Origin of the sequence: Pantoea sp. USHLN256 (assembly GCF_037149875.1) — a bacterium.
Lineage (GTDB): Bacteria > Pseudomonadota > Gammaproteobacteria > Enterobacterales > Enterobacteriaceae > Pantoea > Pantoea nemavictus.
The window spans coordinates 109,895-130,849 of the sequence record NZ_JBBCQO010000006.1 but is presented as its reverse complement, the minus strand read 5'-3'; the positions used below and the strand labels follow the sequence as shown (position 1 = coordinate 130,849).

Below are 20,955 nucleotides of genomic sequence, written 5' to 3'. Positions count from 1 at the left end.
TAGTGTTTTGCAGCACCACCTCACTGGGTGTGCCGCGTAAGCAGTCGGATCATTATAGTTAAAAACATGATCCGTAAAAGGGTTATCAATGCCTTAGAATTGATAAGGATTTGATGAATCTGGGAAAAGGTGCGCACATCGCGCTACACCTTGTGGGTGCTGGCGCGCAGTTTGAGCTGCACCGGTAGCTCATTGATGGCCGGCGGTTCATCACCCCTGAGCGCAGCCAGCAGACGTTTGCCCGCCATGCGCCCCATCTCTTCATACGGCAGCACAATGCTGGTCAGCGGCGGTGAACACACTGCGGCTAATGGGCCGCCACCGATGCTGGCAATCGCCAACTGGCTAGGAATGGCGATCCCCGCCGCATGGCACGCCATGATCGCGCCGCAGGCCACTTCATCGCTGGTGCAAATCAGCACATCCAGTTCCGGCCAGGTCAGGCGAATCTCCGCCAGCAGATTATGCCCTGCGGCAAAAGTCGGCATCTTCGGTGACGTCACCACGCGGTGCGGCGCCTGATTCATTGCCAACATGCCGCTGTGCCAACCATTCAGCAGCTGACGGAAGATGGTGTTGTTACTTTGGGTGCACAGCAAACCAGGATTACGATAGCCGCGCTCTACCAGGCTTTGCACCAGCTGGCGGATGGCTTTGGCGTAATCGACTCCAATGCTAATGCCTGCCGAATCCTGATGTACGCCGCCAATATCCATCACCGGCAGGCCGGAATTGCTCAGCAGACGATGCGCTTCCGCCGCGTTATCGAAATTGAAATGCACCATCGCCGCCGGATTATAAGAAAGCAGCATTTCGATCAGCTGGCTCTCTTCGGCGGCCGAATGATTGGCTTCCGCCAGCATCATATTGTAACCCTGCGGTCGCAGTACCTCTTGCAGCGTCTCCGACACAATCGCACTGCCCGGCGTGGCAAATGAAGGCACCACCATGGTGATCAGGCGTGATGTCGCCGACGCCAGATTACTGGCCTGCACGTTTGGCACATACGACAACTCAATAACCGCAGCATCAATTTTGGCGCGAATTTCAGGCGAAACCTTCTCCGGCATGCGCAGCGCGCGCGACGCGGTCATGGTGCTGACGCCCACCAAACGGGCAACATCGGCCAGGGTACTTTTGCCGGTACTGCGCCGTCGCTTCTCTGCCATTCCTGCTCCTATGTCTGCCCTTCATCATTCAAACTGCAGGTGCGTTGGCTGCGTCTCGAAGTATGAACGGCATTATTTATTACTTATGCTTTTTGCCAGGACGCAGCTTAAAACCAAATCTGTTAACGCGCCATGTGTAAAGCCACAGATTCGGGCATCCCTTACCCATAGATCTTTTCAGAATGGTTGAGCATGTCAGTTGCTTGCAACCAAGACAAACGCACAGCAAGGAAATGTTAGCGATAACACGTTTTTTAACAATAACCGTGTTAGCGCTAACTTTTGCGACAATCATCACAGAAAACGGGCGATAAAATAACCTACATTGCACTCCATCGATGAATAAACAGGAATTTCTGATGCTCACCCAATGGCTAACCCCACAACATATTCGTGTAGTCGAGCAAGTCAGTGACTGGCAGGAAGCCGTGCGTTTATCGGCAGAGCCCTTGCTGGCCGAAGGGGCGATTGGCCCGGCTTACCTCGATGCCATCTTCACCTCGCACGCAGAGCTTGGTCCTTATTACGTGCTGGCACCGGGTCTGGCAATGCCGCATGCTCGCCCGGAACAGGGTGCGCGCAAAAACGGCCTGTCGCTGCTGCACGTTAAAAATGGCGTGAGTTTTCAGGCAGATGAAAACGACCCGGTTTATGTCGTCATCATGCTGTGTGCGGTATCTGGCGACGATCATATTCAGATGATCACCGCATTAGCGGACGTATTCAGTGACGAATCCCGCCTGCAGCAACTGCTGTCGGCTTCTACCCTGCCAGCGATTGAAGCTGTCATTCAAAGTTAATCACCAGAGAACCCTACGATGAAAAAAGTCCTGATTGTGTGTGGCAATGGTTTAGGTAGCAGCTTCATTGTTGAAATGAATGTGAAGAAGATTGTGGCGGAATTAGGTAAAGAAGCTGAAGTTGGCCACACCGATTTAACCTCAGCTAAATCTGAACATGCTGATTTAATTATTGCCGCGAAAGATATTGCCGATCAATTATCCGGGCACAGTGCGAAAGTGGTTGGCCTGACTAATTTGCTGGATAACGCAAAAATCAAAGAAATTCTGGCTGACAATATTTAAAACCCAAAGTCATTCGAGTCGCAGAAAGTGGCAACGCTGTAAATCCTCGGGAGCTTACTTAAGTAAGTGACTGAGGTGAGAATATGCAGCCAACGCATCTGTAGCTGGAAGTATCAAGGGTATGCTCACCATGGAGTAAGTTATGCTGCAATTTATAATTAAGGATGTTCTTGGAACACCCGCTATACTTGTCGGCCTTTTTTCCCTGTTTGGTTTATTACTGCAAAAGAAACCGGTCTCTGATGTTATTTCCGGCACGCTTAAAACCATCATGGGTTTTGTTATTCTCATCGCCGGGGCCAATTTAATTGCGGCCACGCTGACCATCTTCAGCCAGCTGTTTGAGCACTCGTTTAATATTCAGGGTGTCGTGCCCAATACCGATGCGATGGCGGCGCTGGCGCAGAAAAGCTACGGCACCGAAACTGCGATGATCATGGTGTTCGGCATGCTGGTGAATATTCTGCTGGCGCGTATCACGCCGCTGAAATACATCTTCCTCACCGGCCACCACACGCTGTATATGTCGGCGATGCTGGCGGTGATTCTGTCGGTAGGCGGCGTGCACGGCTTCTGGCTGGTGGTGATCGGTTCACTGATTCTCGGCACCATGATGGTGGTGTGCCCGGCGATTCTGCAGCCGTTCACCCGCAAAATCACCAACTCTGACGATCTGGCGCTTGGCCACTTCGGCTCCACCGGTTATCTGCTCTCCGCGCTGGTGGGTAAAGTGGTCGGTAAAGGCAGCCCGTCGATTGAAGAGCTGAAGGTGCCGAAAACCCTCAACTTCCTGCGCGACTCCTCGGTAGCGATTTCGCTGACCATGATGATTCTGTTCATCGCGCTGGTGTTGGTGGCGGGTAAAGCGTTTACCGAAAGCATCAGTGGCGGCCAGAACTACATTGTGTTCGCCATTATCCAGTCAATTACCTTTGCGGCGGGCGTTTACATTATCCTGGCCGGTGTACGCATGGTGATTGCGGAAATCGTGCCGGCCTTTAAAGGCATCGCCGATAAGCTGGTGCCCAACGCCAAACCGGCGCTGGATTGCCCAACCGTGTTCCCGTTCGCACCGAACGCGGTGATCATCGGATTCCTGTCGAGCTTCTCTGCCGGTTTGATCAGCATGTTCCTGTGCCCGCTGTTTGGTCTGAGCGTGATCGTTCCCGGCCTGGTGCCGCACTTCTTCTGCGGTGCTACCGCTGGCGTCTACGGCAACATTACCGGCGGACGTCGTGGTGCGGTGATCGGCGCCTTTGTGCAAGGCCTGCTGATCTCCTTCCTGCCAGCGATTCTGCTGCCGCTGATGGGCGACCTCGGCTTCGCCTCTACCACCTTCGGTGATGCGGACTTCGGCATTGTCGGTATCGTGCTCGGCCACATTATTTCGTTCTTCCATTGATGTCATCAACAGCGCCTGCGGGCGCTGTTTTTGTAATGAGGAAAAGTTATGAGAGCAAAATTTTCGCCGTCATTAATGTGTATGGATCTCACCCGCTTCCGCGAACAGATTGAATCGATGAATAGCACCGCTGCGTTTTATCATGTCGATATTATGGATGGCAGCTACGTCAAGAATATTACCCTGTCGCCCTTCTTCATTGAGAACCTGCGTAAAATTACCGATGTGCCGATTGACGTACATTTAATGGTGAATCATCCGGAAGATATTATTCCGATGTGCATTGAGGCGGGCGCAGACATTATCAGTTTCCATCCAGAAACCGCCAACAATAAAATATTTCGCCTGCTAACGCAGATTAAAGAAGCCGGTCGTCGCTGCGGCGTAGTTTTAAATCCGGCCACGCCGGCGGAAAGTATTCGTGAATATGCCCATCTGCTGGATAAAGTGACGGTGATGTCGGTTGACCCCGGTTTTGCCGGGCAGAAATTTATTCCAGAAACCTTAAATAAAATTCGCCAGCTGATCGCGATGCGTGCAGAGCACGGTTACCACTATCTGACTGAAATTGATGGTTCATGCAATGCGCGCACCTTCAGGCAGATTGCGGCATCGGGCGTAGATGTGTTTATCGTGGGGACGTCTGGATTATTTAATCTGGATGACGATGTAGCGCAGGCATGGCAGAAGATGGAGAGCATTTTCGCCGCAGAAACCGCTGCTTAAATACAAGCACATAACGTAGCGGCGCAATTTATTGCGCGATAAATCGCGTCGCTACAAAAATGTGCGCAATCTATGCTCAGCTATCGCCCCAGCTCACTCAGCGACTTATCCAGCGCACCCACCAGCCAATCGATATCGGCTTCCTGGAACGCCAATGGCGGACGCAGCTTCAGCACGTTGCCGTAAGGGCCTGCAACTGACGTCAGCACGCGGTGCTCACGCAGTTTCTCAATCAAATCCAGCGCCAGCGCTTTATCCGGCGTTTTGCTGGCGCGGTCTTGCACCAGTTCGAAACCAATAAACAGCCCGGCGCCGCGCACGTCGCCAATTGATTCATGACGATCCATCAGTTTCTGCAATTCGCTCAGCAGCTTAGCCCCGACTACGCGGCTGTGCTCCTGCAAGCCCTCTTCTTTAATCACCGTTAACACCGCCTGCGCTGCGGCCATCGCTACTGGATTACCGCCAAAGGTGTTGAAGTAAGGAATTTCATCGCTAAACGCGGCCAGCACATCACTTTTCGCCAGCAGGCCCGACACCGGAATGCCGTTGCCCATTGGTTTGCCGGTGGTGATCACATCGGGCACCACGCCGTGACGCGCAAAGCCCCAGAACGCATCGCCAGTACGACCAAAACCGGGCTGCACTTCATCGGCGATGAAAATCCCGCCATTGGCATGTACCACATCGACGGCTTTCTGCAGGAAACCGCGCGGGTTCGGCAGCACGCCATCGGAAGAGAAGATGGAATCTGCGAGGAAGCCGGCAAACTTGATGCCGTGCGCTTTCATATCGTCGATCTGCTGCTGGATTTCATTGGCAAACCATTCGCCGAGATCCGGTGCATTAACGCGATAAGCATCCGGCGGCGACACCAGGCGCGTGGTCGCAGCTAATGGCTGTCCGCTGCCCAGCGCCGGCGAAACGCCCGACGTGAGATCGCTGGTGCCGTGATAGGCCTCTTGCGACACGATAATGCCGGTACCGCCGCTGAAGGCGCGCGCCACGCGGATCGCCAAATCGTTGGCTTCCGAACCGGTGCACATGTACATCGCGCGGTCGATAGCCTCTGGCGTGGTGGCCAGCAGCTCTTCGGAGTAATCGAGAATGCGTTCGTGCAGATAGCGCGTATGGGTATTCAGCATCTTCATCTGCTGATTCACCGCCTCAATCACCGCCGGATGGCAGTGACCAATGCTGGCCACGTTGTTGTACACATCAAGGTATTTGTCGCCCGCGGCATCCCACAAATATTGCCCTTCGCCACGCACTAAATGCACCGGCTTGCGATAAAACAGGCGATAAGACTCGCCCAACACTTTACTGCGCTTATCGGTTAGCTTGCGGGTCGCCGCATCCAGACCGTCGGCGTGCTCAGCACGAAAACTGTTGGTGTCCATGATGGTAGAACGTGTAGCCATGGTAACTCCCGTTGCGAAGGTGAAAGGGGTGCATGCGAAATCGCCGTTTGGCCCTATCATGCCTGCTTTAATAACAAATGCAACCAAATACACAAATACAACCAAATACACATGACGGCGTAATGACACTCAGGTAAGCTTAGGCCCAGGTTGAACACGCCACAGGGAAAAGTCATGCTGCAGGAAACTCGCTTACACCGCATTCGCGCGCTGCTGACCACGCAACATCAGGTCAGTACTGAACGCATCATCAAAGAGCTCGGTATTTCGCGAGAAACCGCACGGCGCGACATGATTGAGCTGGAAGCGCAAGGATTTGCCCGCCGTGTGCATGGCGGTTTGGTGGCGGTCGATAGCCAGCCTGAGCCACCGCTGCAGGTACGTCGCAACGCGCAGGCGAAAGAGAAACGCGCGATTGCCGCCGCCGCGGCGCAACATCTGCAACCGGGCCAAACGCTGTTCCTGGATGCCGGCACCACTACCACCATGCTGGCGGAAGCACTGCGTAGCATGTCGGGTTTAACCATCATCACCAACAGCCTGCAGGCTGCACTGGCGCTCAGCGCAGCGGATGAACATGAATCGTTGAATAATCAGATTATTTTACTGGGTGGCATGATGATGGCGGGCGCACAGCAAACGCGCGGAGAAATGACCATCGGCGAGATTTATCGCTATCGCGCCGATATAGCGCTGCTTTCGCCGGTCGGCATCGATGCCAAAAACGGTGCCAGTAGTTTTCATCCCCACGAAGCAGCGATTGCCCGCGCCATGGTGCAGCAGGCGAACCGCACCTTTTTACTGGCGGATCACAGCAAGCTCGGTGTGATTAGCCGTTCGGTGTACGCACCGATTGCAGAGGTCGATCTGCTGATTTGCGACGGCGGCCCGGCAAAACCCGGCGCGCTGGCAGCGCTGCAACAGGTACTGCCGCAGGTGCAGGTGGTTTAACGCAGACGCTGCGGATGGCTATACACCGTGGCGCGTCCCGGTTTACTGAAGCCAACCAAGGTTAAATTGCAACGCTCAGCCACCTCAACGGCGAGTTGGGTCGCAGCCGAAACCGCAAAAAGAATCTCCACGCCGCACATGGCGGATTTCTGCACCATCTCATAGCTAGCGCGGCTGGAAACCAGCACCGCGCCCTGCTGCCACGGTTGTTGGCTACGATTGCCGAGCAGTTTATCCAGCGCCACGTGGCGGCCAACATCTTCGTAGCCGCCCTGCAGCTCACCCTGCGGCGACATCCACGCCGCCGCGTGCGTACAGCCGGTGAGGTTGCCGATCGGTTGATAGTCGCGCAGCTGCGCCAGGCCCTTATCAAGATTGCCCAAATCAAAAGTTTGCGTGAACGGCAGCGGCTGCAGCGGCTTGCCGATTTGATCGAGTTGCTCCACGCCACACACGCCGCAGCCGGTACGACCGGCCATCGCACGGCGCTGCTCTTTCAGCGCCATAAAGCGGCGGCTGGAGAGCTCAATCTGCACTTCAATGCCATCGCAACCTGGCACCACATCCATGCCGAAAATCTCGTTGGGCTTATCGATTATCCCTTCAGATAAAGAAAACCCCAGCGCAAACGCTTCGAGATCGTTGGGCGTCGCCATCATCACCACGTGTGAGATACCGTTATACACCAGCGCGATCGGCACTTCCTGCGCCAGCCAGTCACTTTCCGCGTCGTCGATAGTACGGCGTTGCCACACCTGCGATTGCACCGCACCTGAGATCTTATTCACACTCTCGTTACATTCTGGCTGATTAGCTTTCACTTTTTTCGTCTCGCGCAACAACCACATTAAAGCTGTGGTAATATTTGGCCGCTATTGTCACAAGTTTAGTCGGGTCATTCTTGCCCCATACATCGCAAGAATATAGAGGGATGATAATCCATGAATGTCAGCCGAAGAAAATTCTTCAAAGTATGTGCTGGCGGTATGGCAGGGACAACGGCAGCACTGCTCGGCTTTGCGCCGGAAGTGGCATTGGCGGAAACACGACAGTACAAACTGCTGCGTGCCCGCGAAACCCGTAATACCTGCACTTACTGTTCAGTCGGCTGTGGCTTGTTAATGTACAGCCTTGGTGACGGCGCGAAAAACGCCAAAGAGACCATTTTCCATATTGAAGGGGATCCGGACCATCCGGTGAGTCGCGGCGCATTGTGCCCAAAAGGTGCTGGCCTGCTCGACTTTGTCCACAGCGACAGCCGTCTGCAATTCCCGGAATATCGCGCGCCAGGCTCAAATAAATGGCAGCGCATTAGCTGGGACGATGCGTTTGATCGCATCGCAAAACTGATGAAAGCCGACCGCGATGCAAACTTTGTCGCGCAGAACGCCGCGGGCGTGACGGTAAACCGTTGGCTCTCAACCGGTATGTTGTGTGCTTCGGCATCCAGCAATGAAACCGGCTATTTAACCCAGAAATTTACCCGATCGCTCGGCATGTTAGCGGTCGACAACCAGGCACGCGTTTGACACGGACCAACGGTAGCAAGTCTTGCTCCAACATTTGGTCGCGGTGCGATGACCAATCACTGGGTCGACATCCGTAATGCCAATCTGATCGTTGTGATGGGCGGGAACGCGGCTGAAGCGCATCCTGTCGGTTTCCGCTGGGCAATGGAAGCCAAGATTCACAACAAAGCCAAACTGATCGTTATCGATCCGCGCTTTACGCGTACGGCATCGGTCGCTGATTTCTATACCCCGATTCGCTCGGGCACCGACATCACCTTCCTGTCGGGCGTACTGCTGTGGCTGCTGCAAAATGACAAAATCCAGCATGAATATGTGCAGGCGTATACCAATGCCAGCCTGATCGTGCGTGAGGATTATCATTTTGAAGATGGCTTGTTCAGCGGCTACGACGAAGAGAATCGCAAATACGACAAAACCAGCTGGAACTACGAGCTGGGCGATGACGGCTTCGCTAAACGCGATACCACGCTCACCCATCCACGCTGCGTGTGGAACCTGCTCAAGCAGCATGTCAGCCGCTATACGCCGGAGATCGTCGAACGTATCTGCGGTACGCCAAAAGCGGACTTCCTGCACGTTTGCGAACTGATTGGCGAAACCAGCGCGCGCGACCGCACCACCTCGTTCCTGTATGCGCTCGGCTGGACGCAACACTCGGTAGGTGCGCAGAACATCCGCACCATGGCGATGATTCAGCTGCTGCTCGGCAACATGGGCATGATTGGCGGCGGCATCAATGCGCTGCGCGGCCACTCCAACATTCAGGGACTGACCGATCTTGGCCTGCTGTCGCAAAGCCTGCCGGGTTACATGACCTTGCCGTCGGAGAAACAAGCCGACCTGCAAACCTATCTGGCTGCCAATACGCCAAAAGCGCTGCTGCCGGATCAGGTGAACTACTGGAGCAACTACCCGAAATTCTTTGTCAGCCAGATGAAAGCCTTCTTCGGCGATAAAGCCCAGGCGGAAAACAGCTGGGGCTTTGACTGGTTGCCGAAGTGGGATAAAGGTTACGACGTGCTGCAGTACTTCGAGATGATGTCGCAAGGCAAGGTCAACGGCTATCTGTGTCAGGGCTTTAATCCGGTGGCGTCGTTCCCGAACAAGCGCAAAGTGATCGCTTCGCTATCGAAGCTGAAGTTCCTGGTCACCATCGACCCGCTCAACACCGAAACCGCCACCTTCTGGGAGAATCACGACGAGTTCAACGATGTCGATCCGTCGCAGATTCAAACTGAAGTGTTCCGCCTGCCGTCCACCTGCTTCGCCGAAGAGAACGGGTCGATCGTTAACTCCGGCCGCTGGCTGCAGTGGCACTGGAAAGGCCAGGATGCGCCGGGCGAAGCGCTGAATGATGGCGAAATCCTCTCGGGGATCTACCTGCGTCTGCGTGAAATGTATGCGCGCGAAGGCGGTGCGCTGCCAGAGCAGGTGCTGAACATGAGCTGGAACTACAAAACGCCAGACAATCCTGCGCCGGAAGAAGTGGCGATGGAGAACAACGGTAAAGCGCTGGCCGACGTGTTCGATGACAAAGGCACGCTGCTGGTGAAGAAGGGCCAACAGCTCAGCACCTTTGCCCATCTGAAAGATGACGGCAGCACCAGCAGCGGTTGCTGGATTTTCGCCGGTAGCTGGACGCCGGATGGCAACCAAATGGCGCGCCGTGACAACACTGACCCAACCGGACTTGGCAATACGCTGAACTGGAGCTGGGCGTGGCCGCTCAATCGCCGCATCCTCTACAACCGCGCCTCGGCGGACCCGCAAGGCAATCCGTGGGATGCGAAACGCCAGATCCTGAAGTGGGATGGCAGCAAATGGGGCGGCATGGATGTGCCGGATTACAGTGCCGCCGCGCCAGGCAGCGATGTCGGGCCGTTCATCATGCAGCCGGAAGGTCTCGGCCGCCTGTTTGCGCTCGACAAAATGGCCGAAGGTCCGTTCCCGGAGCACTACGAGCCGTTTGAAACGCCGATTGGCACCAACCCGCTGCACCCGAACGTGGTGTCCAATCCAGCGGCGCGCGTGTTCAAGGACGATTTGGCGTCGATGGGCCAGGCGGAACAGTTCCCGTATGTCGGCACCACCTATCGTCTCACCGAGCATTTCCATTACTGGACCAAACACGCGCGGCTCAACGCCATCGCGCAGCCGGAACAGTTTATTGAGATCGGCGAGAAGCTGGCCAACAAGCTCGGCATCGCGCAGGGCGATACGGTGAAAGTGAGCTCCAATCGCGGCTATATCAAAGCCAAAGCGGTGGTCACCAAACGCATCCGTCCACTGAACGTCGACGGCAAAATCGTCGATACCATCGGCATTCCGATTCACTGGGGTTATCAGGGCGTGGCGAAAAAAGGCTTTATCGCCAACACCCTGACGCCATTTGTCGGTGATGCCAACACGCAAACGCCAGAATTTAAGGCGTTCCTGGTCAACGTCGAGAAGGTGTAAGGAGAACGAATATGGCTTATCAATCTCAAGACATTATCCGCCGCTCCGCGACCAATGGACTCACGCCTGCCCCGCAGGCGCGTAACCATCAGCAGGAAGTGGCGAAACTGATCGACGTGACCACCTGCATCGGCTGCAAGGCCTGTCAGGTGGCGTGTTCGGAGTGGAATGACATCCGCGACGAGGTGGGACATAACGTTGGGGTGTACGACAACCCCGCCGATTTAACCGCCAAATCCTGGACGGTGATGCGCTTCTCAGAAGTGGAGGAGAACGGCAAGTTAGAGTGGCTGATCCGCAAGGATGGCTGCATGCACTGCGCCGATCCCGGCTGCCTGAAAGCCTGTCCATCTGAAGGTGCGATCATTCAGTACGCCAACGGCATCGTCGATTTTCAGTCGGAACAGTGCATTGGCTGCGGCTACTGCATTGCGGGCTGTCCATTCGACGTGCCACGTATGAATAAAGACGACAACCGCGTGTATAAATGCACGCTGTGCGTCGATCGCGTCAATGTGGGCCAGGAACCGGCATGCGTGAAAACCTGCCCGACCGGTGCGATTCACTTCGGCAGTAAAAGCGATATGCAGGCGCTGGCGGGTGAACGCGTGGCCGAACTTAATACGCGCGGTTATGCCAATGCGGGCTTGTACGATCCAGCAGGCGTGGGCGGCACGCACGTGATGTACGTGCTGCACCATGCCGATAAACCGCAGCTCTATCACGGTTTGCCGGAGAACCCGAGCATCAGCCCAGCGGTGACTTTCTGGAAAGGTATCTGGAAACCGCTGGCGGCCATCGGCTTCGCCGCCACTTTCGCTGCCTCGGTGTTCCACTACGTCGGCGTAGGTCCAAACCGCGTGGAAGAGGATGAAGACGAGAACCTGCACGAAAAAGAGGAGCGCGAATAATGAAAAAACGCGATCGTCTGGTGCGCTACAGCGCACCGGAACGCATCAATCACTGGATTGTGGCGTTCTGTTTTGTCCTCGCCGCGTTAAGCGGACTGGGTTTCTTCTTCCCTTCGTTTAACTGGCTGATGCACGTCCTTGGCACGCCGCAGCTGGCGCGCATCCTGCATCCGTTTGTCGGTGTGGTGATGTTTGCCGCCTTTATCATCATGTTCTTACGTTATTGGAAACATAATCTGATTAATCGTGAAGACCTGGTGTGGGCGAAAAACATTCACAAAATCGTACAAAACGAAGAGGTCGGCGATACCGGCAAATACAACTTCGGGCAGAAGTGTGTGTTCTGGGCTGCTATCATCAGCTTAGTCTTGCTGCTGGTGAGCGGAATTGTTATCTGGCGCCCGTACTTTGCCGGGGCCTTTACCATTCCGCTGATTCGCATCGCGCTAGTGGTGCATTCGGTCTCAGCTGTGGCGCTGATCATGGTGATTATGGTGCACATCTACGCTGCGTTGTGGGTGAAAGGCACCATTACCGCCATGGTTGAGGGCTGGGTTCCGGCCGCGTGGGCGAAGAAACATCATCCACGCTGGTATCGCGAGCAGCGCCAACGCCAAACACAACAGGAAAAACGTCCCTGATGAGTATTCGCATCATCCCGCAGGACCAGCTGGAGAAAGGCGAAAAGCACACGGCGGAGCAGGTTCCGCCGTTACTTTTCCCCCGGCTGAAAAATCTGTATAGCCGCCGAGCGGCGCGTTTGCGCGATTTGGCCGCGAAGAATCCGCTGGGTGATTACCTGCGCTTTGCCGCGGTGATCGCCGAAGCGCAGGAGATCGTGCTGTATGACCATCCGCTGCAGCTTGATCTGCAGCAGCGGCTGGTGCAGAGCGCCGAACAGGGCAAACCGCCACTCGATATTCACACCTATCCGCGCGATGCGCACTGGCAACGTCTGCTGCATTCACTGATTGCCGAGCTAAAGCCTGAAATGAGCGGCCAGGCGCTGGCGGTGCTGGAGAATCTGGAGAAAGCCTCCACCAGCGAACTGGAAAGTCTGGCGCACGCGCTGCTGGAGGGCGATTTTGCGCAGGTCAGCAGCGACAAATCGCCGTTTATCTGGGCGGCATTATCGATTTACTGGGCGCAGATGGCGGCGTTGATTCCCGGCAAAGCGCGTGCGGAGTATGGCGAGCATCGCCAGTTCTGCCCGGTGTGCGCCAGCGTACCGGTCACCAGCGTGGTGCACATGAGCGTGGGCCAGCAGGGCTTGCGCTACTTGCACTGCAATCTGTGTGAAAGCGAATGGTATGTGGTGCGCAGCAAATGCTCCAACTGCGAACAAACAGGCGATCTGCATTACTGGTCGCTGGACAGTGAAAAAGCGGCGGTGAAAGCAGAAAGCTGCGGCGACTGCGGCACCTACCTGAAGATGCTGTATCAGGAGAAGGATCCCGCCGTGGAGCCGGTCGCTGATGATTTGGCGTCGCTGGTGCTGGATGCCCGCATGGAGCAGGAAGGATTCGCACGCAGCAGTTTGAATCCGTTTATGTTTCCCGGCGATTAAACGTTCCGTTTGTAGGGTCGTCATTCATGGCGGCCTTCTCATGAATTCATTCAACACGGAGGCGAACGATGAAACTGATTGGCAGCTACACCAGCCCTTTTGTGCGCAAAATTTCAGTGATTTTGCTGGAAAAAGGTCTGGTCTTCGAATTCATCAACCAGTCACCGTGGACCGATGACAGTCACGTGCCGCAATACAATCCGCTGGGTAAAGTCCCGGCGTTGATTGATGACAATCAGCTCACCTGGTTCGACTCCTCCATCATTGCGCAGGTGATTGAACTGCGTGGCGATGCGCCAGCGTTACTGCCTACTGATGCCCTGCGTGCCTTACAAATCCGTCAGCTGGAAAAATTGGCCGACGGCATCAATGACGCAGCGGTGATGATCGTGCGCGAGCAAATGCGTCCTGGCGATCAGCAATCGGAAGAGGTGCTGCTACGCAATCGTGACAAAATCCAGCGCGGCCTTGATGCGCTGGAAACCGCCGCCGCGCAGGGCGAACTGCTTAATAGCGGTACGTTAAATCTGGCGGATATCGCCACCGGCTGCATGATTGGCTACCTCAACTTCCGCCGCGTGCTGCCAAACTGGTGCGTGAATCGCCCGGCGCTGGTGAAGCTGGCGCAAACCCTGTTTGAACGGGAGAGTTTTGCCCGCACCGTTCCGCCCACTCGCTAAGTCACTTGATGAAAAACCTTTATAGTCAATTACCTGCTATTGATAGCCTGCTGCGCGATCCCGCATTGCAGCCGCTGGTTGCCGATCTCGGTACTGCCTTTGCCACCCGTCAACTGCGTGCTATGCAGCAGGAAGCGCGTGAACACATTCAGCAGCAGCAAACGTTACCCGCCTGGCACGCCAGCTGGCCGGACGAAGCATTGCGGCGCTCTCAGCACCAGCAGCAAAGTGCGCTGCGTCCGGTGTTCAATCTCACCGGCACCGTGCTGCACACCAATCTCGGCCGGGCGCAACTCAGCGATCGCGCCATCGACGCGGTGGTTAACTGCTTGCGCCAGCCGGTGACGCTGGAATATGCGCTGGATGACGCCACTCGCGGCCATCGCGATCGTGCAGTCAGCGCGTTACTGCGCGAGTTAACCGGCGCGGAAGCGGCATGCATCGTCAATAACAACGCGGCGGCGGTTTTATTGATGCTGGCGGCCTTAGCGCCGGGCCGTGAAGTGATTGTCTCGCGCGGCGAACTCGTTGAGATTGGCGGCGCCTTCCGTATTCCTGACGTGATGCGCCAGGCAGGCTGCAAATTAGTCGAAGTGGGCACCACCAATCGCACCCATCTGAAGGATTATCGCGCCGCGATCGGCGAAAATAGCGGCCTGTTGATGAAGGTGCATACTAGCAACTATCAAATTCAGGGCTTTACTCATGCGGTAACAGAAGCGGAATTAGCTGAACTGGGAGATGCCTATCAATTGCCGGTGATCACCGATCTTGGCAGCGGTTCGCTCATAGATATGACCGAATTTGGCCTGCCCGCAGAGCCAATGCCACAGCAACTGATTGCTGCCGGTGTAAGTTTGGTGAGTTTTTCCGGCGATAAGCTGCTGGGCGGTCCACAGGCCGGGATTATCGTCGGCAAACAGGCGCTGATTGACCAGCTGCAGTCGCATCCGCTGAAACGTGCGCTGCGCGTCGACAAAATGACGCTCGCTGCGCTGGAAGCCACATTACAGCTCTATCGCCAGCCGGAAACCTTGCGTGAAGCGTTACCCACGCTGCGTCTGCTGACGCGTTCTGCGCACGATATTCTGCAGCAGGCCGAGCGCCTGATGCCAGCACTGGAACACGCTTATAACCAGCAGTTTTCACTGGCAATAGCGCCCTGTTCATCACAAATCGGTAGCGGATCGTTGCCGGTTGAGCGCATCCCCAGCTTCGCCATCACCTTTACGCCACGCGAGGGACGCGGCAGCCAACTCACCAATTTGTCACAACGCTGGCGCAGCCTGCCGCGTCCGGTGATTGGTCGTATTCAGGAAGGCAAACTGTGGCTCGATTTGCGTTGTCTCGATGATGAAGCCGCCCTGATTCAGGCCTTAGTACCATGATTATTGCCACCGCTGGACATGTCGATCACGGCAAAACCGCGCTCTTGCAGGCGTTAACCGGCGTTGATGCCGATCGTCTGCCAGAAGAGAAACGGCGTGGTATGACCATCGATCTCGGCTACGCCTATTGGCCGCAGCCGGATGGGCGCGTGCTCGGCTTTATTGATGTGCCGGGCCATGAAAAATTCCTTGCCAATATGCTGGCGGGCATCGGCGGCATTCATCACGCGCTATTAGTGGTGGCCTGCGACGATGGCGTGATGCCGCAAACCCGTGAACACCTGCAACTGCTCAGCCTGGCTGGACAGCCGCCGCTGAGCGTGGCGCTGACCAAAGCGGATCGCGTGGATCAGGCGCGCATCGCCGAAGTGCAGCAGCAGGTGGCGCAGCTCACGCAACAGCTTGGCTGGCTCGCGGTGCCGCAGTTTGTCACCAGCAGCCACACGCAACAGGGCATCGACGCGTTGCGCCAGCATCTCAGCACGCTGGCTGAACCTGTGTTCGACGACCGCTATCGTTTTCGCCTCGCTATCGATCGCGCCTTCACATTAAAAGGCACCGGTTTAGTGGTGACCGGCACCGCGCTGTCGGGGGAAGTCAACGTCGGTGACACGCTGTGGCTTAGCAGCCTGAATCTGCCGCTGCGCGTGCGCGCGCTGCATGCGCAGAACCAATCGGTGACGCGGGCGCAGGCCGGTGAACGCATCGCGCTGAATATCGTCGGTGACGTCGAGAAAGCGCAGATTGCGCGCGGTGACTGGCTGCTGGCGCAACAACCACCGCCAGGCTCCACGCGATTAACCGTGGCGCTGCGCTTGCTACAGCCATTGAAAAACACCTCGCAGCCGATTCATCTCCATCACGCCGCCAGCCATGTCACCGGACGCGTCACGCTGCTGGCCGATGACATAGCGGAAGTGGTGCTGAATGAGCCGCTGTGGCTGGCGGAGAACGATCGGCTGATTATCCGCGACAGCAACGCCCAGCAAACCCTGGGCGGCGCGCGCGTGCTGCTGCTTAACAGCAAAAAGCGCGGCAAACGTCAGGCGGATTACCTTGCCTGGCTGCAACAACTGGCCGCAACGGAAGATGATGGCACCAGCTTGCGCGCGCATCTGGCGTATCAACCGACCGAATCGGCTGAGCTGGGCTGGGCACGCCAGCTCACCGCTCCCGCACTGAACGCATTAATCGAAAAGATTGCACCAGTGCAGCTCGGCAACGCGCTCATGAGTGCCGAACAGGCCGCAGCATGGCAGCAGACGCTGCTCGCCTCGCTGGCGCATTTTCATCAGCAGCATCCGGAAGTGCCGGGCATCGGGCACGATCGCCTGCGCCGCGTGGCACTGCCGCACCAGCCTGCTGAATGGGTGCTAGCGCTGATTGATCAGCTGCTGACAAAAGGAGACCTGCAACAGCGCCAGGGTTGGCTGCATCTGCCCGATTTCGAACCGCGCTTTAACCCGCAGGAAGAAATAGTGTGGCAGCAGGTTGGCCCGCTGTTTAGCGACCAGCCGTTGTGGGTGCGCGATATCGCGCTGACGTTACAGCAGGATGAACAGGTAATCCGCTCGCTGCTGCTGACCGCTGCCCGCCTCGGGCACATTACGGCGATCGTGCGCGATCGCTACTATCGCAGCGACCAGATCCAGATCTTTGCCGATCTGATTCGTCAGCGTGCCACGCAAGGTGGCAGCACCAGCGCCGCCGATTTCCGCAACCAGCTCGGTACCGGGCGTAAAGTGGCTGTACAAATTCTCGAATTCTTTGACCGCAGCGGCTTCACCCGGCGTCGTGGCAACGATCATCTGCTGCGCGACGCGCGCCTGTTCCCCGCCTCTTCTGCTTAAAATCTCTCGCGTTGCCTCGCAGTTCTCGCTGTAACTGCGCTGCAACGCGCATTCCCAGTTGTGCAAAAAAGTGCCAGAATGTAAGAAATACTCTTACATTGGATAACGATGATGGCACGTACCATGACGATCGATTTAGGCGATGAACTGCGCGAGTTTGTTGAATCTCTGGTTGAGTCCGGCGACTACCGTACGCAAAGCGAAGTGGTGCGCGACTCGCTGCGCTTGCTACGAGAGAAGCAGGCGGAATCGAAACTGGAGAATTTGAAAAAACTGATTCAACAAGGATTGGATAGCGGGGTGGCAGAAGATTGGGATGGAGAAACTTTTCTTAAAAAAATGAGAGCCAGGGTAGGCATCGATGAAGAGAACGATACAGGTAATGCAGGAAGCTGATGCAGATTTAAAGTCGATTTGGTTTTACGGATATTGGAATTTTGGCATCAACAAAGCCGAAGATTATGCAAGGAAGCTATATCAACGGTTTTATCATCTGGAAGAAAATGAGTTAGGTCGGAAACGCGTAGATTTGGGCAACGCAATATTCTCCATGCCACATCGTGAGCATGTAATTTATTATCTTGTAGAGTCTGAAAACGTATTTATTATGCGCGTCCTCCATCATTCACAGGATGCATTATCACAGATATCGATTCCTATATGGTTCTGAATAAAAAAAGGGACGATTTATCGTCCCTTTTGATTTATCCGGCCCGCCTACAACGTAGGGTCGCCATTCATGGCGACCGGGCCAATTACTGCAGCAGCGAAATGTCCGCAACCTGCAGGAACAGCTGGCGCAGCTGTGCCAGCAGCGTCAGACGGTTAATACGCACCGCCTGATCGTCAGCGTTAACCATCACCTTATCGAAGAAATTGTCCACCGCTTCACGCAGTTGCGCCAGTTCCACCAGCGCATCCTGATAGCGACCTTCTGCAAAGTACGGCTGCAGCTTATCGCCCAGCGCGGTCACGAAGGTCGCCAGTTGGATCTCTTCGTTCTCTTTCAGCAAGGAAGCCTGCACGCTGTCATTCAGGGTTTCGGTCGATTTCGCCAGGATATTCGACACGCGTTTGTTAGCAGCGGCCAGTGTGGCTGCGGCTTCGAGCGTACGGAAGTGCGAAACCGCCTTCATGCGCGCATCGAAGTCTGCCGGACGAGTTGGACGACGCGCCAACACCGCCTGAATGGTGTCAACACTGTGGCCCTCTTCCTGATACCAGGTACGGAAACGGCCCAGCATAAAGTCGATCACTTCATCGACCACTTTAGCGTTGCTCAGCTTGCTACCGTACAGACGCACCGCTTCTTCGGTCAGCGTTTGCAGATCGAGCGGCAGGTTTTTCTCAACGATGATGCGCAGCACGCCCAGCGCCGCGCGACGCAGTGCGAACGGGTCTTTATCGCCTTTCGGATGCTGACCGATACCGAAGATGCCCGCGAGGGTGTCCATCTTGTCGGCAATCGCCACGGCACAGGCCACAGGGTTAGACGGCAGATCGTCACCGGCAAAGCGCGGCTGATACTGCTCGTTCAGCGCAACGGCCACATCTTCCGCTTCGCCATCGTGGCGCGCGTAGTGCATGCCCATCACGCCCTGCGTGTCGGTGAATTCGAAGACCATGTTGGTCATCAGGTCACATTTCGACAGCAAGCCAGCGCGGGTCGCGTGATTCACATCGGCGCCAATCTGCGCCGCAATCCAGCCGGCCAGCGCCTGAATACGATCCGTTTTGTCACGCAGCGTACCCAGCTCTTTCTGGAACAGTACGGTTTCCAGACGCGGCAGATTATCTTCCAGACGCTTTTTGCGGTCAGAGTTAAAGAAGAACTCCGCATCCGCCAGACGCGGGCGCACGACCTTCTCGTTACCGGAGATGATCTGCTGAGGATCTTTGGATTCGATGTTGGTGACGAAGATGAAATTCGGCAGCAGCTTGCCCGCCGCGTCGTACACCGGGAAGTACTTCTGGTCACCTTTCATGGTGTAAACCAGCGCTTCAGCTGGCACCGCGAGGAACTTCTCTTCGAATTTCGCCGTCAGCACCACCGGGAATTCCACCAGCGAGGTCACTTCTTCCAGCAGGCTTTCGCTCAGATCGGCGATGCCGCCAATCTTCTGTGCCGCTGCTTCCGCATCCGCTTTGATTTTGGCTTTACGCGCGGCGTAATCCGCCACCACTTTGCCACGTTCCAGCAACAGCTGCGGATATTGATCGGCGTTGTCGATGGTGAACTCTGGCTCGCCCATAAAGCGATGGCCGCGAATCACACGATCGGACTCAATACCGAGAATCTTCGCGGGAATCAGCTCGTCACCCAGCAGCAGCGTAACGGTGTGCACCGGACGCACAAACTGCACGTCGCTTGCGCCCCAGCGCATCAGCTTAGGAATCGGCAGCTTGCTCAGTGCAGTCGCAACCATCGCGGGCAGCAGCGCCTGCGCGCTTTCGCCGGTGATCGCGGCACGATGCACCAGCCATTCGCCTTTATCGGTGCTCAGACGTTCAGCCTGAGCAACGGTGATGCCGTTGCCACGCGCCCAGCCTTCGGCCGCTTTGGTCGCATTGCCGTCGGCATCAAACGCAGCGGCAATCGCCGGGCCACGTTTTTCAACTTCGCGATCCGGCTGCGCAGCTGCCAGGGTAGCCACTTTCAGCGCCAGACGGCGCGGAGCAGCAAACCAGCTGACTTCGCCGTGCGTCAAACCGGCGCTATCGAGTTCAGCGGTGAAGTGCGCAGCAAAGGCTTCTGCCAGGCTGCGCAGCGCTTTCGGAGGCAACTCTTCGGTGCCAATTTCCACCAGGAAAGTTTTATCGGTCATGGCTGCCTCTTACTTGTTTTTATTGCACAACGGGAAGCCAAGCGCCTCACGGGACGCATAATAGGCTTCCGCCACGGCTTTCGTCAGGGTGCGGATACGCAGGATATAGCGCTGGCGTTCGGTAACCGAAATCGCCTTGCGTGCGTCCAGCAGGTTAAAGCTGTGCGCCGCTTTCAAAATGCGCTCATAAGCCGGCAGCGGCAGCGGTTTTTCCAGCGCCAGCAGCTGCTGTGCTTCTTTCTCATACTGCTCGAAGCAGGTGAAAAGGAAGTCGACGTCAGCGTATTCAAAGTTGTAGGTCGACTGTTCCACTTCGTTCTGATGGAACACTTCGCCATAGGTGGTTTTACCAAACGGACCGTCGCTCCACACCAGATCGTAAACGCTGTCTACGCCCTGGATGTACATCGCCAGGCGCTCTAAGCCGTAAGTGATCTCGCCGGTCACCGGCTTACACTCAAGGCCGCCCACCTGCTGGAAGTAAGTGAACTGCGTCACTTCCATGCCGTTTAGCCACACTTCCCAACCGAGTCCCCATGCGCCAAGCGTAGGGTTTTCCCAGTTGTCTTCGACAAAGCGAATGTCGTGGATGGTGGGATCCATACCCAGCTCTTTCAGCGACCCAAGGTACAGCTCCTGAAGATTGTCCGGGTTGGGCTTAATCACCACCTGGAACTGGTAATAGTGCTGCAAACGGTTCGGGTTTTCACCGTAACGTCCGTCAGTCGGGCGACGAGATGGCTGCACATAGGCGGTCGCCATCGGCTCTGGGCCTAAGGCGCGCAGGCAAGTCATCGGGTGAGAGGTGCCGGCGCCCACTTCCATGTCCAACGGTTGGACAATGGTGCAGCCTTGACGCGCCCAGTAATCCTGCAAGGTCAGGATCAGGCCCTGAAAGGTCTTGGTATCAAACTTTTGCATGTTGAATTCGCACGCGATACGGATCGGTTAAAAAAAGAGTGCGCCAGTATACCCTTTGACCGCGAATTGT

The 20,955-nt window shown here is 56.1% G+C and carries 19 protein-coding genes; 14 read left to right on the top strand and 5 right to left on the bottom strand.

Annotated features, from left to right (window positions below):
* Positions 1–143: 143 nt before the first annotated feature.
* Positions 144–1,169 carry a LacI family DNA-binding transcriptional regulator gene (locus WFL93_RS16305; RefSeq protein WP_336778577.1) on the bottom strand — a complete coding sequence of 342 codons (1,026 nt, stop codon included), beginning with the start codon at positions 1,167–1,169 and terminating at the stop codon, positions 144–146.
* Between the two features lie 359 nt (positions 1,170–1,528).
* Between WFL93_RS16305 and WFL93_RS16300 the strand changes: the two genes are divergently transcribed.
* The 4 genes from WFL93_RS16300 to alsE all read left to right on the top strand — a co-directional run bounded on the left by WFL93_RS16300 (position 1,529) and on the right by alsE (position 4,382).
* Positions 1,529–1,969 (top strand): PTS sugar transporter subunit IIA, encoded by a 441-nt coding sequence (locus WFL93_RS16300; RefSeq protein WP_007893389.1) that lies wholly within the window; start codon positions 1,529–1,531, stop codon positions 1,967–1,969.
* A gap of 18 nt (positions 1,970–1,987) precedes the next feature.
* Positions 1,988–2,254, top strand: coding sequence for a PTS sugar transporter subunit IIB (locus WFL93_RS16295; RefSeq protein ID WP_007893392.1), 267 nt, complete (start codon positions 1,988–1,990; stop codon positions 2,252–2,254).
* A 142-nt stretch (positions 2,255–2,396) separates the two neighbouring features.
* Complete coding sequence (locus WFL93_RS16290) at positions 2,397–3,656, top strand: PTS ascorbate transporter subunit IIC (RefSeq protein ID WP_007893395.1); 1,260 nt, start codon at positions 2,397–2,399, stop codon at positions 3,654–3,656.
* Positions 3,657–3,704: 48 nt separating this feature from the next.
* Positions 3,705–4,382, top strand: coding sequence for a D-allulose 6-phosphate 3-epimerase (gene alsE / locus WFL93_RS16285; protein WP_336778576.1), 678 nt, complete (start codon positions 3,705–3,707; stop codon positions 4,380–4,382).
* 80 nt (positions 4,383–4,462) lie between these two features.
* On the opposite strand, the gene WFL93_RS16280 is transcribed toward alsE, so the two are convergent.
* Positions 4,463–5,803, bottom strand: coding sequence for an aspartate aminotransferase family protein (locus tag WFL93_RS16280; protein WP_180822786.1), 1,341 nt, complete (start codon positions 5,801–5,803; stop codon positions 4,463–4,465).
* A gap of 174 nt (positions 5,804–5,977) precedes the next feature.
* Between WFL93_RS16280 and WFL93_RS16275 the strand changes: the two genes are divergently transcribed.
* Positions 5,978–6,754 carry a DeoR/GlpR family DNA-binding transcription regulator gene (locus WFL93_RS16275; protein WP_336778575.1) on the top strand — a complete coding sequence of 259 codons (777 nt, stop codon included), beginning with the start codon at positions 5,978–5,980 and terminating at the stop codon, positions 6,752–6,754.
* Here WFL93_RS16275 and fdhD read toward each other — a convergent pair.
* The gene (gene fdhD / locus WFL93_RS16270; RefSeq protein WP_422616039.1) at positions 6,751–7,575 is read right to left on the bottom strand and encodes a formate dehydrogenase accessory sulfurtransferase FdhD; all 825 of its coding nucleotides are present in this window, start codon (positions 7,573–7,575) and stop codon (positions 6,751–6,753) included. The genes WFL93_RS16275 and fdhD overlap by 4 nt on opposite strands.
* Positions 7,576–7,695: 120 nt before the next feature.
* Between fdhD and fdnG the strand changes: the two genes are divergently transcribed.
* The 9 genes from fdnG to WFL93_RS16225 all read left to right on the top strand — a co-directional run bounded on the left by fdnG (position 7,696) and on the right by WFL93_RS16225 (position 17,809).
* Positions 7,696–10,743, top strand: a complete 3,048-nt coding sequence (fdnG, locus tag WFL93_RS16265) for a formate dehydrogenase-N subunit alpha (RefSeq protein ID WP_152929137.1) — start codon at positions 7,696–7,698, stop codon at positions 10,741–10,743.
* 11 nt (positions 10,744–10,754) lie between these two features.
* Positions 10,755–11,654 (top strand): formate dehydrogenase subunit beta, encoded by a 900-nt coding sequence (fdxH, locus tag WFL93_RS16260; RefSeq protein ID WP_007893414.1) that lies wholly within the window; start codon positions 10,755–10,757, stop codon positions 11,652–11,654.
* Entirely contained in the window at positions 11,654–12,295 is a 642-nt protein-coding gene (fdoI, locus tag WFL93_RS16255) for a formate dehydrogenase cytochrome b556 subunit (RefSeq protein WP_336778574.1), read from the top strand. The genes fdxH and fdoI overlap by 1 nt, the downstream gene beginning before the upstream one ends.
* Positions 12,295–13,221, top strand: coding sequence for a formate dehydrogenase accessory protein FdhE (gene fdhE, locus WFL93_RS16250; RefSeq protein ID WP_007893419.1), 927 nt, complete (start codon positions 12,295–12,297; stop codon positions 13,219–13,221). The genes fdoI and fdhE overlap by 1 nt, the downstream gene beginning before the upstream one ends.
* Positions 13,222–13,289: 68 nt before the next feature.
* Positions 13,290–13,901 (top strand): glutathione S-transferase, encoded by a 612-nt coding sequence (locus WFL93_RS16245; protein ID WP_007893420.1) that lies wholly within the window; start codon positions 13,290–13,292, stop codon positions 13,899–13,901.
* A gap of 8 nt (positions 13,902–13,909) precedes the next feature.
* Positions 13,910–15,289: an L-seryl-tRNA(Sec) selenium transferase gene (selA, locus tag WFL93_RS16240; protein ID WP_336778573.1), complete on the top strand. Its 1,380-nt coding sequence runs from the start codon at positions 13,910–13,912 to the stop codon at positions 15,287–15,289.
* Positions 15,286–17,139, top strand: coding sequence for a selenocysteine-specific translation elongation factor (gene selB, locus WFL93_RS16235; RefSeq protein ID WP_336778572.1), 1,854 nt, complete (start codon positions 15,286–15,288; stop codon positions 17,137–17,139). Before selA ends, selB begins: the two co-directional genes overlap by 4 nt.
* 111 nt (positions 17,140–17,250) lie before the next feature.
* Positions 17,251–17,535 carry a type II toxin-antitoxin system ParD family antitoxin gene (locus WFL93_RS16230; RefSeq protein WP_007893423.1) on the top strand — a complete coding sequence of 95 codons (285 nt, stop codon included), beginning with the start codon at positions 17,251–17,253 and terminating at the stop codon, positions 17,533–17,535.
* Positions 17,522–17,809, top strand: a complete 288-nt coding sequence (locus WFL93_RS16225; protein ID WP_235440742.1) for a type II toxin-antitoxin system RelE/ParE family toxin — start codon at positions 17,522–17,524, stop codon at positions 17,807–17,809. The genes WFL93_RS16230 and WFL93_RS16225 overlap by 14 nt, the downstream gene beginning before the upstream one ends.
* 85 nt (positions 17,810–17,894) lie before the next feature.
* Here the strand turns inward: WFL93_RS16225 and glyS are convergent, their stop codons facing one another.
* Both glyS and glyQ read right to left on the bottom strand, forming a co-directional pair.
* Positions 17,895–19,964 (bottom strand): glycine--tRNA ligase subunit beta, encoded by a 2,070-nt coding sequence (gene glyS / locus WFL93_RS16220; protein WP_049852355.1) that lies wholly within the window; start codon positions 19,962–19,964, stop codon positions 17,895–17,897.
* Positions 19,965–19,973: 9 nt separating this feature from the next.
* Entirely contained in the window at positions 19,974–20,885 is a 912-nt protein-coding gene (gene glyQ, locus WFL93_RS16215; protein WP_007893431.1) for a glycine--tRNA ligase subunit alpha, read from the bottom strand.
* Between the last annotated feature and the right edge of the window lie 70 nt (positions 20,886–20,955).

Excerpts from the sequence above, each read along its gene's own strand:
- glyQ (WP_007893431.1), bottom strand. The coding sequence starts at position 20,885 with ATGCAAAAGTTTGATACCAAGACCTTTCAGGGCCTGATCCTGACCTTG.
- WFL93_RS16280 (WP_180822786.1), bottom strand. The coding sequence starts at position 5,803 with ATGGCTACACGTTCTACCATCATGGACACCAACAGTTTTCGTGCTGAG.
- WFL93_RS16230 (WP_007893423.1), top strand. The coding sequence starts at position 17,251 with ATGGCACGTACCATGACGATCGATTTAGGCGATGAACTGCGCGAGTTT.
- WFL93_RS16295 (WP_007893392.1), top strand. The coding sequence starts at position 1,988 with ATGAAAAAAGTCCTGATTGTGTGTGGCAATGGTTTAGGTAGCAGCTTC.
- fdhE (WP_007893419.1), top strand. The coding sequence starts at position 12,295 with ATGAGTATTCGCATCATCCCGCAGGACCAGCTGGAGAAAGGCGAAAAG.
- WFL93_RS16305 (WP_336778577.1), bottom strand. The coding sequence starts at position 1,169 with ATGGCAGAGAAGCGACGGCGCAGTACCGGCAAAAGTACCCTGGCCGAT.
- WFL93_RS16275 (WP_336778575.1), top strand. The coding sequence starts at position 5,978 with ATGCTGCAGGAAACTCGCTTACACCGCATTCGCGCGCTGCTGACCACG.
- WFL93_RS16290 (WP_007893395.1), top strand. The coding sequence starts at position 2,397 with ATGCTGCAATTTATAATTAAGGATGTTCTTGGAACACCCGCTATACTT.
- glyS (WP_049852355.1), bottom strand. The coding sequence starts at position 19,964 with ATGACCGATAAAACTTTCCTGGTGGAAATTGGCACCGAAGAGTTGCCT.
- WFL93_RS16300 (WP_007893389.1), top strand. The coding sequence starts at position 1,529 with ATGCTCACCCAATGGCTAACCCCACAACATATTCGTGTAGTCGAGCAA.
- WFL93_RS16225 (WP_235440742.1), top strand. The coding sequence starts at position 17,522 with ATGCAGGAAGCTGATGCAGATTTAAAGTCGATTTGGTTTTACGGATAT.
- alsE (WP_336778576.1), top strand. The coding sequence starts at position 3,705 with ATGAGAGCAAAATTTTCGCCGTCATTAATGTGTATGGATCTCACCCGC.
- WFL93_RS16245 (WP_007893420.1), top strand. The coding sequence starts at position 13,290 with ATGAAACTGATTGGCAGCTACACCAGCCCTTTTGTGCGCAAAATTTCA.
- fdxH (WP_007893414.1), top strand. The coding sequence starts at position 10,755 with ATGGCTTATCAATCTCAAGACATTATCCGCCGCTCCGCGACCAATGGA.
- fdoI (WP_336778574.1), top strand. The coding sequence starts at position 11,654 with ATGAAAAAACGCGATCGTCTGGTGCGCTACAGCGCACCGGAACGCATC.
- selB (WP_336778572.1), top strand. The coding sequence starts at position 15,286 with ATGATTATTGCCACCGCTGGACATGTCGATCACGGCAAAACCGCGCTC.
- selA (WP_336778573.1), top strand. The coding sequence starts at position 13,910 with ATGAAAAACCTTTATAGTCAATTACCTGCTATTGATAGCCTGCTGCGC.